Annotated in this window: 14 protein-coding genes; 9 read left to right on the top strand and 5 right to left on the bottom strand. The window is 72.2% G+C overall.

The features are described from left to right. Together PUR53_RS27100 and PUR53_RS27095 are read left to right on the top strand one after the other, a co-directional pair. A partial coding sequence (locus tag PUR53_RS27100) for an electron transfer flavoprotein subunit beta/FixA family protein (protein WP_329909928.1) occupies positions 1-621 on the top strand: 621 nt, incomplete at its 5' end. A 72-nt stretch (positions 622-693) separates the two neighbouring features. After that, entirely contained in the window at positions 694-1,656 is a 963-nt protein-coding gene (locus tag PUR53_RS27095; protein WP_329897762.1) for an electron transfer flavoprotein subunit alpha/FixB family protein, read from the top strand. A gap of 71 nt (positions 1,657-1,727) precedes the next feature. Here PUR53_RS27095 and PUR53_RS27090 read toward each other — a convergent pair whose 3' ends face one another. Continuing rightward, on the bottom strand, positions 1,728-2,633 hold the full coding sequence (locus PUR53_RS27090) for an endonuclease/exonuclease/phosphatase family protein (RefSeq protein WP_329909926.1): 906 nt from the start codon (positions 2,631-2,633) through the stop codon (positions 1,728-1,730). Between the two features lie 190 nt (positions 2,634-2,823). On the opposite strand from PUR53_RS27090, the gene PUR53_RS27085 reads away from it, so the two are divergent. Next, positions 2,824-4,128, top strand: coding sequence for a DUF6986 family protein (locus PUR53_RS27085; protein ID WP_329909924.1), 1,305 nt, complete (start codon positions 2,824-2,826; stop codon positions 4,126-4,128). A 145-nt stretch (positions 4,129-4,273) separates the two neighbouring features. Continuing rightward, a complete protein-coding gene (locus PUR53_RS27080) occupies positions 4,274-6,118 on the top strand; it encodes a serine/threonine-protein kinase (protein ID WP_329909922.1) in 1,845 nt (614 codons plus the stop codon). A 15-nt stretch (positions 6,119-6,133) separates the two neighbouring features. Here the strand turns inward: PUR53_RS27080 and PUR53_RS27075 are convergent, their stop codons facing one another. Together PUR53_RS27075 and PUR53_RS27070 are read right to left on the bottom strand one after the other, a co-directional pair. Beyond that, a complete protein-coding gene (locus PUR53_RS27075) occupies positions 6,134-6,913 on the bottom strand; it encodes a hypothetical protein (protein ID WP_329897766.1) in 780 nt (259 codons plus the stop codon). 3 nt (positions 6,914-6,916) lie between these two features. After that, a complete protein-coding gene (locus PUR53_RS27070) occupies positions 6,917-7,993 on the bottom strand; it encodes a LacI family DNA-binding transcriptional regulator (RefSeq protein WP_329897767.1) in 1,077 nt (358 codons plus the stop codon). A 252-nt stretch (positions 7,994-8,245) separates the two neighbouring features. Between PUR53_RS27070 and PUR53_RS27065 the strand changes: the two genes are divergently transcribed. The 3 genes from PUR53_RS27065 (at position 8,246) to PUR53_RS27055 (ending at position 10,819) form a co-directional block, all read left to right on the top strand. Then, positions 8,246-9,175 carry an ROK family protein gene (locus PUR53_RS27065; protein ID WP_329897768.1) on the top strand — a complete coding sequence of 310 codons (930 nt, stop codon included), beginning with the start codon at positions 8,246-8,248 and terminating at the stop codon, positions 9,173-9,175. Positions 9,176-9,364: 189 nt separating this feature from the next. After that, positions 9,365-9,610: a hypothetical protein gene (locus PUR53_RS27060; protein WP_329897769.1), complete on the top strand. Its 246-nt coding sequence runs from the start codon at positions 9,365-9,367 to the stop codon at positions 9,608-9,610. A gap of 171 nt (positions 9,611-9,781) precedes the next feature. After that, complete coding sequence (locus tag PUR53_RS27055; RefSeq protein WP_329909920.1) at positions 9,782-10,819, top strand: NUDIX hydrolase; 1,038 nt, start codon at positions 9,782-9,784, stop codon at positions 10,817-10,819. Between the two features lie 361 nt (positions 10,820-11,180). Here PUR53_RS27055 and PUR53_RS27050 read toward each other — a convergent pair whose 3' ends face one another. Beyond that, a complete protein-coding gene (locus PUR53_RS27050) occupies positions 11,181-12,536 on the bottom strand; it encodes a dipeptidase (protein WP_329897771.1) in 1,356 nt (451 codons plus the stop codon). Between the two features lie 182 nt (positions 12,537-12,718). On the opposite strand from PUR53_RS27050, the gene PUR53_RS27045 reads away from it, so the two are divergent. Then, a complete protein-coding gene (locus PUR53_RS27045) occupies positions 12,719-13,924 on the top strand; it encodes a geranylgeranyl reductase family protein (RefSeq protein ID WP_329909918.1) in 1,206 nt (401 codons plus the stop codon). A gap of 70 nt (positions 13,925-13,994) precedes the next feature. On the opposite strand, the gene PUR53_RS27040 is transcribed toward PUR53_RS27045, so the two are convergent. Then, positions 13,995-14,447 (bottom strand): nitroreductase family deazaflavin-dependent oxidoreductase, encoded by a 453-nt coding sequence (locus PUR53_RS27040; RefSeq protein ID WP_329897773.1) that lies wholly within the window; start codon positions 14,445-14,447, stop codon positions 13,995-13,997. A gap of 126 nt (positions 14,448-14,573) precedes the next feature. Between PUR53_RS27040 and PUR53_RS27035 the strand changes: the two genes are divergently transcribed. Continuing rightward, positions 14,574-15,278, top strand: coding sequence for a TetR/AcrR family transcriptional regulator (locus PUR53_RS27035; protein ID WP_329897774.1), 705 nt, complete (start codon positions 14,574-14,576; stop codon positions 15,276-15,278). Positions 15,279-15,307: the final 29 nt, after the last annotated feature.

Below are 15,307 nucleotides of genomic sequence, written 5' to 3'. Positions count from 1 at the left end.
GACGCCGAGATCACCGTGCTGACCGTGGGTCCGGAGGACGCCAAGGACGCGCTGCGCAAGGCGCTGTCGATGGGTGCGGACAAGGCGATCCACGTCGAGGACGACGATGTGCACGGCACCGACGCGATCGGTACCTCGCTGCTGCTGGCGAAGGCGATCGAGAAGGCCGGTTACGACCTGGTGATCTCCGGTATGGCCTCCACCGACGGCACGATGGGCGTCGTCCCGGCGCTGCTGGCGGAGCGTCTGGGTGTCCCGCAGGTGACGCTGCTGTCCGAGGTCTCCGTCGAGGACGGTGTGGTCACGGGCCGCCGTGACGGCGACGCCGCGAGCGAGCAGCTTCAGGCCTCCCTCCCGGCGGTGGTGTCGGTGACCGACCAGTCGGGCGAGGCGCGTTACCCCTCCTTCAAGGGCATCATGGCGGCGAAGAAGAAGCCGGTTCAGTCCTGGGACCTGTCCGACCTGGACATCGAGGCCGAGGAAGTGGGTCTGGAGGGCGCCTGGACGGCGGTGGACTCCGCGGCCGAGCGCCCGGCGCGTACCGCCGGCACGATCGTCAAGGACGAGGGCGAGGGCGGCAAGCAGCTCGCTGAGTTCCTCGCGGGCCAGAAGTTCATCTAAAGGCCCCGTGGGTCTTGTGAGGCCCCATCCCCTTACCGCCCTTAAGCCTTCGCAATCCGCAGGAGCAATCCCATGGCTGAAGTTCTCGTCTACGTCGACCACGTGGACGGTGCCGTCCGCAAGCCCACCCTGGAGCTGCTGACCCTGGCCCGCCGTATCGGCGAGCCCGTCGCCGTCGCACTCGGCAATGGCGCGGGTGACACCGCCGCCGCGCTCGCCGAGCACGGCGCGACCCGGGTCCTCACGCACGACGCCGCCGAGTACGCCGACTACCTGGTCGTACCGAAGGTCGACGCGCTGCAGGCCGCCGTCGCCGCCGTCTCCCCGGCCGCCGTGCTGGTCCCGTCCTCCGCCGAGGGCAAGGAGATTGCCGCCCGTCTGGCGCTGCGTATCGGTTCCGGCATCATCACCGACGCCGTCGACCTCGAGGCCTCCGACGAGGGCCCGGTGGCCACCCAGTCGGTGTTCGCCGCCTCCTTCACCACCAAGTCCCGTGTCTCCAAGGGCACCCCGGTCATCACGGTCAAGCCCAACTCGGCCGCCGTCGAGGCCGCCCCGGCCGCCGGTGCGGTCGAGGCCCTGGAGGTCACCTTCGGCGCACTGGCCACCGGCACCAAGGTCACCGGCCGCACCCCGCGTGAGTCGACCGGGCGTCCGGAGCTGACCGAGGCCGCGATCGTGGTCTCCGGCGGCCGTGGCGTCAACGGCACCGAGAACTTCGCGATCATCGAGGCGCTCGCCGACTCCCTCGGCGCGGCCGTCGGTGCCTCGCGTGCCGCAGTGGACGCCGGCTGGTACCCGCACACCAACCAGGTCGGCCAGACCGGCAAGTCCGTCTCGCCGCAGCTGTACATCGCCAACGGCATCTCCGGCGCCATCCAGCACCGGGCCGGCATGCAGACCTCGAAGACCATCGTGGCGGTCAACAAGGACGCCGAGGCCCCGATCTTCGACCTCGTCGACTACGGCGTCGTCGGCGACCTCTTCGACGTCGTCCCCCAGCTCACCGAGGAGATCAAGGCCCGCAAGGGCTGAGCCTCCCCGAGCCGTCCGAGGCCCCCACGACCGCGCGACCGGTCGCGGGGGCCTCGGCGCGTCCCGGGTCCTCAGCCCAGGGCCAACGAGGCCTGCACCGGCAGATGGTCGCTCGGGTACGTCCCGTCCACCGAGAAGGTGTTCATCGCCGCCCAGTGCGTGGTCACCCCGGGCGAGGTGAGGATCCAGTCGATGCGTCTGCCGTCGGGCTTGAGCGCCCGGTAGCCGTGGTACGTCCCGTACGCCTCGGTGCGCGAGGCCGCCGCGTCCCAGGCGTCCACGAGGCCGTTGCCCAGCATCAGGTCGTACACCCGGTTGTCGTGGGCGGCCGCGTTGAAGTCGCCGGTGACGACGACCGGTGCCGAGCGGTCCCAGCCGGCGATCGTCTCGCCGATCAGTTTCGCCGAGCGCTCCCGGGCGTACTGGCTGACGCTGTCCAGATGGGTGTTCAGGACGTAGAACTCCCGTCCTCCGTCGGCGAGATCGGCGAACTTCACCCAGGTCACCATGCGCAGCCAGTCCGCGCCCCAGGTGTTGGAGGCGATCATGTACGGGGTGTCGGACAGCCAGAAGTGATCGAACTCGATCGGGTCGAGTCTGCGGGTGTCGTAGAAGATCGCCATGAACTCGTCCTTGCTGCCACCCCCTCGGCCGGTGCCGATCCAGTCGTAGTGTGCGCCGAGATCCCTCTCGATCATGCGCAACTGCTGGTAGAGCCCCTCCTGGGTGCCGATGACGTGCGGTCGCTCGCGGCGCAGCAACTCCCGCATCACCGGCCGGCGAACGGACCAGCGCGGTGTGCTGTCGACGACGGTCGCGAAGCGCACGTTGAACGTCATCACGTTCAGTGCGCCCGGGTACTCACCGGCGGACGCCGGTTGTGACGAGCCCGCCGTCGTCAGCAGTGGCATGGCGATGGCGGCGGCCGCCGCGGACCTGAGTCCTTGGCGACGCGTCACTCCGACCTCGTTCGGCACGCGAACTCCTCCCCTTGCGAGTCACCATGAAGCTTGCCTATTGATACGGAAGAAGACGCCGGATCTGCGGTGACCTGGCGAAGAGCATGGGGAATCCCACGTCCGGAGGGTGTTGACCGAGGTCAAGATCGACCGTTAGCTTCGTCATACGGATTGTTGATTCCGTGGTGCGGAAAATGGAGGGTGTGGAATGGGGCAGGGTCGACAGGAGAACGTGGCCACGAGTCTCGCGGGCGCCGTCAGCGAGGAGATCAGCGCCTCCCTCGCCCCCGTCGACGCGGAACTGGAGCGCCGCTACCCGGGCGACCCCGGCACCCGTCAGCCCGTGCACACCGTCTACGTCCCCGGTGACGTCTTCACCGCCGACACCCCGCGCACCTGGGGCGACCGGGCCCTCGCCGCCCTCGACGAGCACGCCCCCGACGCGGCCTCCTTCGCCGCCGTCCTCGGCCTCGGCGACGACCTCGCCGAGCCCGTGTACGACCGCGTCCGCGCCAAGCTGGAGCGCGAGCCGATCGAAGACCTCCGCGTCGACTTCGAGGACGGCTACGGGGCCCGCCCCGACGCCGAGGAGGACGAGGCCGCCGCCCGGGCCGCCCGGCTGATCGCCGAGGCGTACGCCGGCGGCACGGCCGCCCCGTACATGGGCATCCGTATGAAGTGCATGGAGGCGCCGGTACGGGACCGGGGCATCCGTACCCTCGACATCTTCCTCACCGGCCTGCTGGAGGCCGGCGGTCTGCCCGACGGGCTGGTCCTGACCCTCCCCAAGGTGACCTACGCCGAGCAGGTCACCGCCATGGTCCGGCTCCTGGAGGCCTTCGAGAAGGCGCGCGGCCTGGAGCCCGGCCGGATCGGCTTCGAGATCCAGATCGAGACCAGCCAGTCCATCCTCGCCGCCGACGGCACCGCCACCGTCGCCCGCATGATCACCGCCGCCGAGGGCCGCGCCACCGGTCTGCACTACGGCACCTTCGACTACAGCGCCTGCCTGGGCGTCTCCGCCGCCCACCAGGCCAGCGACCACCCGGCCGCCGACCACGCCAAGGCGATCATGCAGGTTGCCGCGGCCGGCACCGGCGTACGCGTCTCGGACGGCTCGACGAACGTCCTGCCCGTCGGCCCGACCGCCCAGGTCCACGACGCCTGGCGCCTGCACTACGGCCTCACCCGGCGCGCCCTCGCCCGCGCCTACTACCAGGGCTGGGACATGCACCCCGGGCACATCCCGACCCGCTACGCGGCCGTCTTCGCGTTCTACCGCGAGGGGTACGCACAGGCCGCCGCCCGCCTCTCCCGGTACGCCAACCGCGCGGGCGGCGACGTGATGGACGAGCCCGCGACCGCCAAGGCCCTAGGCGGCTATCTGCTGCGCGGCCTGGACTGCGGCGCCCTCGACATCGACGAGGTGTCCCGGGCGACCGGCCTGACCCGCGCCGACCTGGAGGGTTATGCGGCGCCGAGGCGGGCGGACCTGACGGTCTCCGGCCAGTAGCGACCGGTACGGACCGATACGGACGGATGGCCCGGCGGCGGGGTGCGTAGCGGTCCTGTGACAGCCCCCGCCGACGGTCCGGAGCGCCCCCGACGACCGCTTAGGCTTACGCCGTTCATCGGTGTGTCACAGGAGCGAGGCGCGGGTGTCTTCGGGGGCGAACGGACAGACGGACGGCATCGGGCGGATCCTGGCCGGTCGGTACCGGATCGTGGAGCAGCTCGGACGCGGCGGCATGGGCGTCGTCTGGCGGGCCGTCGACGAGGTGCTCCACCGCGAGGTCGCCCTCAAGGAACTGCGCACCTACACGGACGCGGGCGCGCCCGAACTGGCCGACCTGGGACTGCGGATGCAGCGCGAGGCACGGGCCGCCGCCCGCGTCCGGCACCCCGGGGTCGTCGCCGTGCACGACGTGGCCGAGGTCGACGGGCGCCCGCTGATCGTCATGGAGCTGGTCGACGGGCCGTCCCTGGACGACGTCCTGAGCGACCGGGGCCTGCTCGACCCGCGCGAGGCCGCCGCCATCGGTGCCAAGGTGCTGGACGCCCTCGCCGCCGCCCACCGGGTCGGCGTGCTGCACCGGGACGTCAAGCCCGGCAACATCCTCCTGGACCGCTCGGGCCGCGTCGTCCTCACCGACTTCGGCATCGCCACCATGGAGAACCCGGGCGACGGCTCCGCCACCCACCTCACCCGCAGCGGCGAACTCGTCGGCTCCCTCGACTACCTGGCCCCCGAGCGCGCCCAGGGCAACGACCCCGGTCCCGCCTCCGACGTCTGGGCCCTCGGCGCCACCCTGTACGCGGCCGTGGAGGGCTCGTCCCCGTTCCGGCGTACGTCCACCTGGTCGACGCTCACCGCGATCGTGAGCGACGAGCTGCCCGAACCCCGGCGGTCGGGGCCCCTCGGACCGGTCCTGCGGCAACTGATGGACAAGCGCCCGGAGTCGCGTCCGGACGCGGACCGGGCCCGCGAACTGCTGGAGGCCGTGGCCTCCGGTGACCCGCTCGGCTCCCCGACGGCGGGCGGCCCGGCGTCGCAGCCGAGGGCGGAGACCGAGCGCAGCCTTCCCTCGGTGCCGCCCGGTTTCGGACCGGCGACGGCGGGCGGAGGGTTCGACGGCACGGGCGGGGGTGCCGGGTTCGGCGGGACGGGTGCGACCCCCGGGTTCGGGCCGCCGCAGCCGCTCCCGGGGCCGGGTACGGGGGCGTCCGCGGCGGTCGGCGGGCTCGGTGCGGCCGCCCCGCAGCCGCCGGTTCCCGCCTCCGGCGCCGCCACCACCGTGTCCTCGACCGGCGGCCGTCCGCGCAAGGGCCGCGCCCTGCTCGCCGCCGTGGCGGTCACCGTCGTGCTCGCGGCCACGGGCGTCACGGTCGCCCTGCTGAACGGGGACGACGGCAAGGAGACGGGAGCGCGGTCCTCCGTCGACGACGAGTCGGGCGGCGGCACGCCCTCTCCGGGCCGCAGCCGGGGCACGGTCGACCTCACCGACGACTCGGCCGCGAAGGAGAAGGACGACAAGAAGTCCGCGAGCCCCAGCGAGTCGACCGAGAAGGACCAGAAGGACGACGAGAAGCAGCCCGAGGCGTCCGAGTCGCCGTCGAAGAACGCGAGCGGCGGCACCACCGGCGGCGGCACGGGAGGCTCCGACACCTCGGGCGGCACCACCACCGGCGGGGGCACGACCGGGGACGGGACCACCGAGGAACCGGTCTGCCACCCCATCGGCGGCGGCAAGTACAACTGCACCGTCTGGGCCACCGCCAAGTCCTACGACGCCGCCGGAACCGAGGTCGGCATCCTCAAGCAGGGCACCAACTACTTCTACTGCCAGGCGAACCTGGGCCGCCGCGAGACCTCCGGCGAGTGGACCAACGTCTGGTGGGCCAGGACCGACGACGACAGCGGCAACACCGACGTCTACGTCAGCGACGTCTACATCCAGGGCGGCGACAACGACGCCCCGGTGCCCGGCCTCCCCGTCTGCTGAGGCCGGCGGCCGACGTCACGGCCGGCCCCGGGCCCCCGGATGCGGCCGCACGTACTGTTCCAGGCCCGACACCGTCGTCCACCTCCGCTCGGCGAACAACTCCCTGCCCCGGGCGCACAGTTCACGGTTGCCGCGCGCCCGGGCGGCGAACTCGTCGGGTGTGGTGCCGAACAGCGCGCGCAACTCGGCCGACGAGGCGAGGAGTTCGGTCAGCAGCGGGCGCTGGCGGCCGGGATGCGGTCGGGGGTCGGGGCCGCCGTCGCGCAGCACGCCCCACCGGTTGACGTAGATCCAGGCGTGGTCGAGGACCTGGCCCGACTCCAGCTCGACACGGAAGTCGGCGGCGGGCAGGACCGCCCGCTGGAAGTTGCCGGTCGGCGAGTCGACGCCCTCGCTGGCGTCGACCACGGCGAGCTGGGCCTCGTCGAGCCAGGTGAGGAAGAGGTCGGCGGTGGAACCGGGAGAGTGGTACGGCGACGCCGAGAGGTAGCCGAGCAGGCTCACATGGGCGGAGACGCCGATCCCGATGCCGGTGACCCTGGTTTTGACCATGGGGATCCGGCACTTCACCCCGCGCTCCGCCATCTTGTGGACGAGCTGCGCCGGGCAGGCGTTGGAGCCGACGGAGAGCACGGGCAGCCGGTCCTCGAAGACGAGCGTGTCCAGCGGCAGCATCCGGTTGCCGTCCAGGAGCGCGGACTCGGTCGGCCACGCGCCGGGATAGCTCAGCGGGTCCTCGCGCGGCGCCACGCCGAGGCCGAGCGCTTCGAGGGTGCGGGGATCGGGGGCGTCCAAGAGTCAGTCCGCGGGCGGGAGTTCGCCCGAGCCGCGGGCGATCAGCCGGGTCGGCAGCTCGATGCGGTCGGGGGTGACGAGGGAGCCGTCCAACTGCTGGAAGAGGCGTTCGGCGGCGGTGCGGCCGAGCCGGGCGGGGTCCTGGGCGACGACGGTGATGCCCGGCCGGAGCAGATCGGCCAGCTCGAAGTCGTCGAAGCCGACGAGGGCGACCGCACGGGGGTGCTCGGCGAGGACCCGTACGACCGTGACCGTCACCCGGTTGTTGCCCGCGAAGACCGCCGTGACGGGGTCCGGGCCGGACAGCATGTCCTCGGCCGCCCTGCGGACCCGCTCGGGATCGGTGACGCCCAGCGACATCCACGCGTCCTCGACCGGTATGCCCGCGTCCTCCATGGCCGCCCGGTAGCCGCGCAGCCGCTCGGCGGCGGTGTGGATGCGGGGCATGTCGCCGATGAAGCCGATCCTGCGGTGGCCGTGGGCGATGAGGTGGGCGACCCCGTCACGGGCTCCGCCGAAGCTGTCCGAGAGCACCACGTCGGCGTCGATCCGCCCGGCCGGACGGTCCACGAACACGGTGGCCACCCCCGCCCTGATCTCGGGCTCCAGATACCGGTGGTCGTCACCGGCCGGAATGATCACGAGCCCGTCGACGCGGCGGGCGCACAGCGCCAGCGCCAACTCCTGCTCGCGGTCCGGGTCCTCCGCGCTGGACCCGTTGATCAGCAGCGAGCCGTGCGCGCGGGACACCTCCTCCACCGCCCGGCTGAGCGGGCCGTAGAACGGGTCGGCGAGGTCCTCCAGGACGAGGCCGATGCTGGCCGTGCGGCCCTTGCGCAGCACCCGCGCGCTGTCGTTGCGCCGGAAGCCGAGCGCCTCGATCGCCTCCTGGACCCTGCGCTCGGTGTCCGGGGTGACGCCCGGCTCGCCGTTCACCACCCGGGAGACCGTCTTCAGACCCACTCCGGCCCGGGCCGCGACGTCCTTCATCGTGGGACGGTTGCCGTAGCGGTTCTCGGGGCGGCGGGCGATGCCGGCTGCGGTGTCGGGCACGGTGCGCTGTCCTGTCCTGTCGTCCATGGGTGCGGTCGCGGGGAGGGGCGAGGTGGGGGTGCGGATGCTTCCGTGTGGAAAAGGTGCGGCTGTTGAGGATGTGTCGTCGAGCATAGAGCCTGGACAACGTTGTCACGGCCGGGGGAGACTGTCTATCGCATTCTCTGGCCGGCGCCCCCCACCAGGCGAGCGTCGTGCTGCCAGTTTTCCGGCCGGAGATCCGGGTGTCGCTGGATCCGGGCGCCCGGTAGGAGACTCGCAGCGGGAGAACTGACACTGATGCAGACCGACCTCGTGGCCGCGCTCGACATAGGCGGCACCAAGATCGCCGGGGCGCTGGTGGACGGCCACGGCCGGATCCTGGTGCGCGCGCAGCGCCCGACGCCCGCGCGGGAGGACGGCGACACCGTCATGCGGGCCGTCGAGGAGGTGTTCGGCGAACTGCGCGCGGATCCGCTGTGGAGCGGGGCCACGGCCGTCGGGATCGGCAGCGCGGGGCCGGTGGACGCCTCCGCCGGCACGGTCAGCCCCGTGAACATCCACGGCTGGCGCGGCTTCCCCCTCGTCGAGCGGGTCCGGGCCGTGACCGGCGGGCTGCCCGTCGAACTGATCGGCGACGGCGCGGCCATCACGGCGGCCGAGCACTGGCAGGGTGCCGCGCGCGGCCATGACAACGCGCTGTGCATGGTCGTGTCGACGGGCGTCGGCGGGGGGCTCGTCCTCGGCGGAAAGCTGTACACGGGCCCCACCGGGAACGCCGGGCACATCGGCCACATCAGCGTCGACCTCGACGGCGACGCCTGCCCGTGCGGTGCCCGCGGCTGTGTCGAGCGCATCGCCAGCGGGCCCAACATCGCCCGGCGCGCCCTGGAGAACGGATGGCGGCCCGGGCCCGACGGCGACACCTCCGCGGCCGCGGTCGCCGCCGCCGCGCGGTCCGGCGACCCGATCGCCGTGGCCTCCTTCGAACGCGCCGCGCAGGCCCTCGCGGCCGGGATCGCGGCGACCGCCACGCTCGTCGAGATCGACCTCGCGGTCATCGGAGGGGGTGTCGCGAACGCCGGTGACGTTCTCTTCGCGCCCCTGCGCACCGCCCTCAAGAACTACGCCACTCTCTCCTTCGTCCAGGACCTGACCATCGCCCCCGCCCTGATGGCCACCGACGCGGGCCTGGTGGGCGCGGCCGCGGCGGCGCTGACGGGGCGGTGAGGGGGGCGGCGTCGAGGGGGTGGCGTTGAGGAAGCGGGCTGAGGGGGCGGGGCTGGTGTGCCGCTTCCGGTCGCTCTGGGGCGCGTCGCTCCGGATCGTGCCGTTCCGGATCGTGCCGTTCCGGGGCGGTCGCGCGCGGCGGGGAAAACTGGGCGTTACCCCTCGGGGGCTTTCCCAGTTGAGCGGGGCATGAAGAAGCGCAGCATGCTCGCCATCGCCTCCCTCGCCACCGGGTTCGTCGTCGCGGCCATCACGCCGTCGCACGGTCTCGAAGCCGCCGACACGCTCGGGAAGACCGACGCACTGAGCAAACTGGACGTCGAGGGCACCCTCGGCGGAGTCGGCAAGACGGTCGCCAGCGACAGCCTGGCGGTCGACGACGACGCCCTGGGTGGCCTGGCGGACCAGGAGGGCAAGGGCGGCAAAGAAGGCTGACCGGCTGGTAGTGGGCGGCGGGTAGTCCCTCCGTCCCCCACTCACGTCGTCCGCGGCGGGTTCCCACTCGGTGGGGGCCCGCCGTCGTCGTATTTCGGCTCCTTGTCAGCGGCTGGTTTCCGTGGCGGAGTGGAGGGCAAGCCTCAGGGGGCCAACAGAAGAGGGGGAACCGTGATCGTCTGGATCAACGGTGCGTTCGGTGCGGGGAAGACCACCACCGCACGGGAACTGATCGAACTGATCCCGAACAGCACGCTCTTCGACCCCGAGGTCATCGGCGGCGCACTGACACACATGCTGCCGGCCAAGCGCCTCGCCGAGGTCGGCGACTTCCAGGACCTGCCGAGCTGGCGACGGCTGGTGGTCGACACCGCCGCCGCGCTGCTCGCCGAGCTGGGCGGCACCCTCGTGGTCCCCATGACCCTGCTCCGCCAGGAGTACCGGGACGAGATCTTCGGTGGGCTCGCCTCCCGCCGCATCCCCGTACGCCATCTGCTCCTGGCTCCGGCCGAAACGATACTGCGGGAGCGAATAGCCGGGCGGGAGATTCCGCCCGACCTCCCCGACGGCGAAATGCGGCTGCGTCAATGGGCGTACGACCACATCGCGCCGTACCGTGCCGCGCTGAGCGGCTGGCTCACCGCGGATGCCCACCTCGTCGACACCGGCGCCCTCACCCCGTACGAGACCGCACGGCTCATCGCCGACGCCGTGGCCACCGACGGCGTACCCGTGTGCGACATCGTGCAGACCCCCGAGCCGACCGCCGAGACGGTCGCCGCGGGGGTTCTGTTGTTCGACGAGGAGGATCGGGTCCTGCTCGTCGATCCGACCTACAAGGCCGGGTGGGAGTTCCCCGGTGGGGTGGTGGAGGCCGGGGAGGCGCCGGCACGGGCGGGTGTGCGGGAGGTGCTGGAGGAGATCGGGATAAGGCTCGGCGAGGTGCCGCGATTGCTGGTCGTCGACTGGGAGGCCCCGGCGTCCCCGAGGTACGGAGGGTTGCGGCTGCTGTTCGACGGGGGCCGACTGGATGTCAGTGGTGCGCAGCGGCCCGTGCTGCCCGGGCCCGAGCTGCGTGACTGGAGGTTCGTCACGGAGGAGGAGGCCGCGGATCTGTTGCCGCCGGTGCGGTACGAGCGGCTGCGGTGGGCGTTGCGGGCTCGGGAGCGGGGCGCTGCGCTGTACTTGGAGGCCGGGGTTCCTGTGTGAGGGGGCGCGCGTGGCCGCCGTTCGGGGGAGGCCGTGGGGCGGGTGCGGGTGGGGCGTGGTTGCTCGCGCAGTTCCCCGCGCCCCTAAAGGACCTGCGGTGCCCCGCGTGGCCTGAAGACCCGGGGTCTCGCGCGCCCCTGAAAGACCGGGAGGCTCCCGCGCGACTGAAAGGCCCGCGGGCTCCCGCGCGCCTGGAAGACCCGGAGTGCCCCGCGCGACTGAAAGCCCGCAGTTTCCCGCGTCCCTGAAAGGACCGCGGTCTCGCGCGCCCCTGAAAGGACCACAGTCCCCCGCGCCCTCAAGAGCCCCCTTCCCGTAGCCCGTGTTGTGAGGTGCGCGGGGCTTCGTGTTCCGGTGGGTGTCAGTTCTTCGCGTAGTTGGTGAGGAACAGGGCCTCCGTCACGGACATGCGCTCGAGTTCGGTCGGGGACACGCTCTCGTTGACCGCGTGGATGCGGGCCTCGGGTTCGCTGAGGCCGATGAGGAGGATCTCGGCGTCGGGGTAGAGGGCCGCGAGGGCGTTGCAGAGGGGGATGGAGCCGCCGTGGCCCGCGTACTGCATCTCCTGGCCCGGGTAGGCGACGGCCATCGCCGCCGCCATCGCCTCGTACGCCGGGCTGGAGGTGTCGGCGCGGAACGCCTGGCCGTGGCCGATGAGTTCGCAGCTCACCCGCGCGCCCCACGGGGTGTGCGCCACGACGTGGGCCTCGAGCAGCTTGATCGCCTGCTGGACGTCCACGCCCGGCGGGACGCGCAGACCGATCAGGGCGCGGGCGCTCGCCTGGATCGACGGGGTCGCGCCGACCACGGGCGGGGCGTCGATGCCCAGCACGGTGGCGGCGGGCCGGGCCCAGATCCGGTCGGCGACCGTGTCGGCGCCGACGAGTTCCACCCCGTCGAGCACCTTGGCGTCCTCGCGGAACTGCGCGTCGGCGTACTGCAGGCCGTCCCATGTCCCGTCGCTCGCGAGTCCGTCGACGGTCGTCGTGCCGTCCTCGGCGCGCAGGGAGTCCAGGACGCGGATCAGCGCGGCCAGCGCGTCGGGGGCCGCGCCGCCGAACTGGCCCGAGTGCAGATTGCCTTCGAGGGCGTCGACGCGCACCCGCATGAGGATCATGCCGCGCAGGGAGGAGGTGACCGTCGGCAGGCCCACGCGGAAGTTGCCCGCGTCGCCGATCACGACGGTGTCGGCGGCGAGCAGTTCGGGGTGTGCCTCGGCGTACTGCTGGAGGCCGCCGGTGCCCATCTCCTCGGAGCCCTCGACGATCACCTTGACGGTGACCGGCACCCCGCCGTTCGCCTTGAGGGCCCGCAGCGCCAGCAGGTGCATGAGCACACCGCCCTTGCAGTCGGCGGCACCCCGCCCGTACCAGCGGCCGTCGCGCTCGGTCAGCTCGAACGGCGGTGACACCCAGGCCGCCTCGTCGAGCGGCGGCTGCACGTCGTAGTGGGCGTAGAGGAGGACCGTTTTCGCGCCCTCGGGACCCGGCAGGCAGCCGTACACGGACTGGGTGCCGTCGGGGGTGTCCAGCAGTGCCACGTCCTGGAAGCCCTCGGCGCGCAGCGCGTCGGCGATCCAGCGCGCGGCGCCCTCGCTCTCGCTCCTCGGGAACTGGTCGAAGTCCGCCACCGACTTGAAGGCCACCAGTTCGGTGAGCTCCTCCTTCGCCCGGGGAATCAGCGAGGAGACGGTCTCGGCGACCGGGTTCGACGGCATGGGCACGCTCCTGGTGGGTGCGACGTTGTCCTTCTGGGTACGGGGCCGCAGGCGCTCCTGCCCGGTGTGTCGGTGTAGGGCGCATGCGCTGCCGATCCTCCCACAGCGGTGCTCGGCGTCACCCGCCGTAGGATGCGTGGGACAGGTGCGGCAGGCGGCTGGATCGGGAGCAGTAGACCATCGTGAGCAGCGAGAACTCTTCGGCGGACGACGTGCAGCGGGTGTGGGACGTCGTCGTGGTGGGCGCGGGCCCCGCAGGGGCTTCGGCCGCCTACGCGGCGGCGGTCGCGGGACGCAGCGTCCTGTTGCTGGAGAAGGCGGAGCTGCCGCGCTACAAGACGTGCGGCGGCGGCATCATCGGCCCCTCGCGCGACGCGCTGCCGCCCGGCTTCGAACTGCCCTTCAGGGACCGGGTGCACGCGGTCACCTTCTCCCTCGACGGCCGCTACGCCCGGACACGCAAGTCGAAACAGATGCTGTTCGGGCTGATCAACCGGCCCGAGTTCGACCAGCAACTCGTCGAGCACGCCCAGAAGGCGGGCGCCGAACTGCGGACGGGGGTCACGGTCACCCGCGTCGAGCAGCACGGCTCGGCGGTGCCCGACCGGCGTACGGTCGCCGTCGTCCTCCAGGGCGGCGAGACACTGTTCGCGCGGGCCGTCGTCGGCGCGGACGGAAGCGCCAGCCGCATAGGGGCGCATGTCGGGGTGAAGCTCGAACAGGTCGACCTGGGCCTGGAGGCGGAGATCCCCGTCCCGGAGACGGTCGCCGAGGACTGGAAGGGGCGCGTCCTCATCGACTGGGGTCCCATGCCCGGCAGTTACGGGTGGGTCTTCCCCAAGGGCGACACCCTGACCGTCGGTGTGATCTCCGCGCGCGGTGAAGGCGCCGCCACCAAGCGGTACCTGGAGGACTTCATCGGGCGGCTCGGCCTCGCCGGCTTCGAACCGAGCGTCTCCTCGGGGCACTTGACGCGCTGCCGCGCCGACGACTCGCCGCTCTCGCGGGGCCGGGTGCTGGTCTGCGGGGACGCGGCGGGGCTGTTGGAGCCGTGGACCCGGGAGGGCATCTCCTTCGCGCTGCGCTCGGGGCGGCTCGCGGGGGAGTGGGCGGTGCGGATCGCCGAGGCGCACGACGCGGTGGACACCCGCCGCCAGGCGCTGAACTACGCGTTCGCCGTCAAGGCGGGGCTCGGTGTCGAGATGAGCGTCGGCAAGCGGCTGCTGATCGCCTTCGAGCGGCGGCCGGGGCTCTTCCACGCGGCGCTCACCGGATTCCGGCCCGCGTGGCGGGCCTTCGTGGACATCACTCGCGGTTCGACGTCCCTGGGGGAGATCGTCCGCAGCCACCCGATCGCCCAGCGCGCGCTGACCGCGTTCGACAAGTAGGCCCGCGCCTTCGGCAAACAGGCCCGTTCTCTCTGCCTGGAGGCCCGCGCCGCCACCGGCACCCCGCCGGTCACCGCTGGACGGTGATCCGGAAGACGGGGTGCTTCGGTGCGGCGGCGAGCAGTTCCGCGTCGGTGGAGTCGGCGGTGACGTCACCGAAGAACCGGCCCACCTCCCAGCCCCACTTCTTCAGGTAGGTGCGCAGCACGGCGGGCTTCTCCTCGTCGGGCACCTCGACCGCCGTGAACTCCTGCACCCGGCGGCCCACCTGGAGCCGTCCACCGCCGGCCGCCCGCATGTTGCGCACCCACTCGGAGTGGCCGCGCGCCGAGACGAGGTAGGGGCCGCCCTCGTACGGCAACGGGTTGACCGGCAGCCGACGCCACTCGCCGCTCTTTCGGCCGCGCACGGAGAGTTCGGCGGTGCCGAGGAGGCTGACGCCGTGGCGGGCGAGCCAGCCGATGAAGCCGTTGAGCGCGCGGTCGAAGGGGTTGGCCTTGATGTACTGGGGCGACGACGACATGGGGTTCCTCCCAATTCAGAGAGCACTGCTCTCGCTTGAGAGAAGTCTGCACGACGACGGCGCCCATGGCAAGAGCAGTGCTCTCGTTTGTGTGCAGTGCTCTGGCTCTGTGGCACACTGCTGCACATGAGCACAGCACGAGGGGCCCGCGCCCGCGCCCGGATCGAGGTCACCGCCGCCATCAAGGACGAGGCGCGCAGACAGCTGGCCGCCGAGGGCGCAGCCAAGCTGTCGCTGCGGGCCGTCGCGCGCGAGCTCGGCATGGTCTCCTCCGCGCTGTACCGCTACTTCCCGAGCCGGGACGAACTGCTCACCGCGCTGATCATCGACGCGTTCGACTCGCTGGGCGAGGCGGCCGAGGCCGCGCACGCGAAGGCCGTCGGGGAGAGCCCGGCCGGGCAGTGGGTCGCGGTGTGCGAGGGGGTGCGGGAGTGGGCGCTGGCGCGGCCGCACGAGTACGCGTTGATCTACGGTTCGCCCGTGCCGGGATACACCGCGCCCGACACGACGGTGCCGGCCGCCTCCCGGGCGGGGCAGGTGCTCATCCGTATAGTGCGGGACGCCCATCAGGCCGACGGGGTGGCCGGGAGAGAGCTGCCGGCCGAGCTGCGGCCCGAGGCGCTGCGCATGGCCGAGGACTTCGCGCCCGACCTACCGCCGGAGGTGGTCGCGGTCCTCGTCGCGGCCTGGGCCCAGTTGTTCGGGCTGGTCAACTTCGAAGTGTTCGGGCAGTTCAACAGGGTGGTCGAGAACCGCGAGGCGTTCTTCCGCGACGCGGCGCACGGGCTCGCCCGTCACGTGGGACTGACGGGCGTACTTCGCGCGGAGTAGACGTGATCGCTTCGCTCGGATGACGTCGT

Source organism: Streptomyces sp. SP18BB07 (assembly GCF_036322545.1).
Classification (GTDB): domain Bacteria; phylum Actinomycetota; class Actinomycetes; order Streptomycetales; family Streptomycetaceae; genus Streptomyces; species Streptomyces deccanensis.
The sequence above is the reverse complement of the archived record's forward strand: the minus strand, read 5'-3'. Positions and strand labels throughout refer to the sequence as shown.

Excerpts from the sequence above, each read along its gene's own strand:
- PUR53_RS27095 (WP_329897762.1), top strand. The coding sequence starts at position 694 with ATGGCTGAAGTTCTCGTCTACGTCGACCACGTGGACGGTGCCGTCCGC.
- PUR53_RS27085 (WP_329909924.1), top strand. The coding sequence starts at position 2,824 with ATGGGGCAGGGTCGACAGGAGAACGTGGCCACGAGTCTCGCGGGCGCC.
- PUR53_RS27070 (WP_329897767.1), bottom strand. The coding sequence starts at position 7,993 with ATGGACGACAGGACAGGACAGCGCACCGTGCCCGACACCGCAGCCGGC.
- PUR53_RS27065 (WP_329897768.1), top strand. The coding sequence starts at position 8,246 with ATGCAGACCGACCTCGTGGCCGCGCTCGACATAGGCGGCACCAAGATC.
- PUR53_RS27060 (WP_329897769.1), top strand. The coding sequence starts at position 9,365 with ATGAAGAAGCGCAGCATGCTCGCCATCGCCTCCCTCGCCACCGGGTTC.
- PUR53_RS27050 (WP_329897771.1), bottom strand. The coding sequence starts at position 12,536 with ATGCCGTCGAACCCGGTCGCCGAGACCGTCTCCTCGCTGATTCCCCGG.
- PUR53_RS27040 (WP_329897773.1), bottom strand. The coding sequence starts at position 14,447 with ATGTCGTCGTCGCCCCAGTACATCAAGGCCAACCCCTTCGACCGCGCG.
- PUR53_RS27035 (WP_329897774.1), top strand. The coding sequence starts at position 14,574 with ATGAGCACAGCACGAGGGGCCCGCGCCCGCGCCCGGATCGAGGTCACC.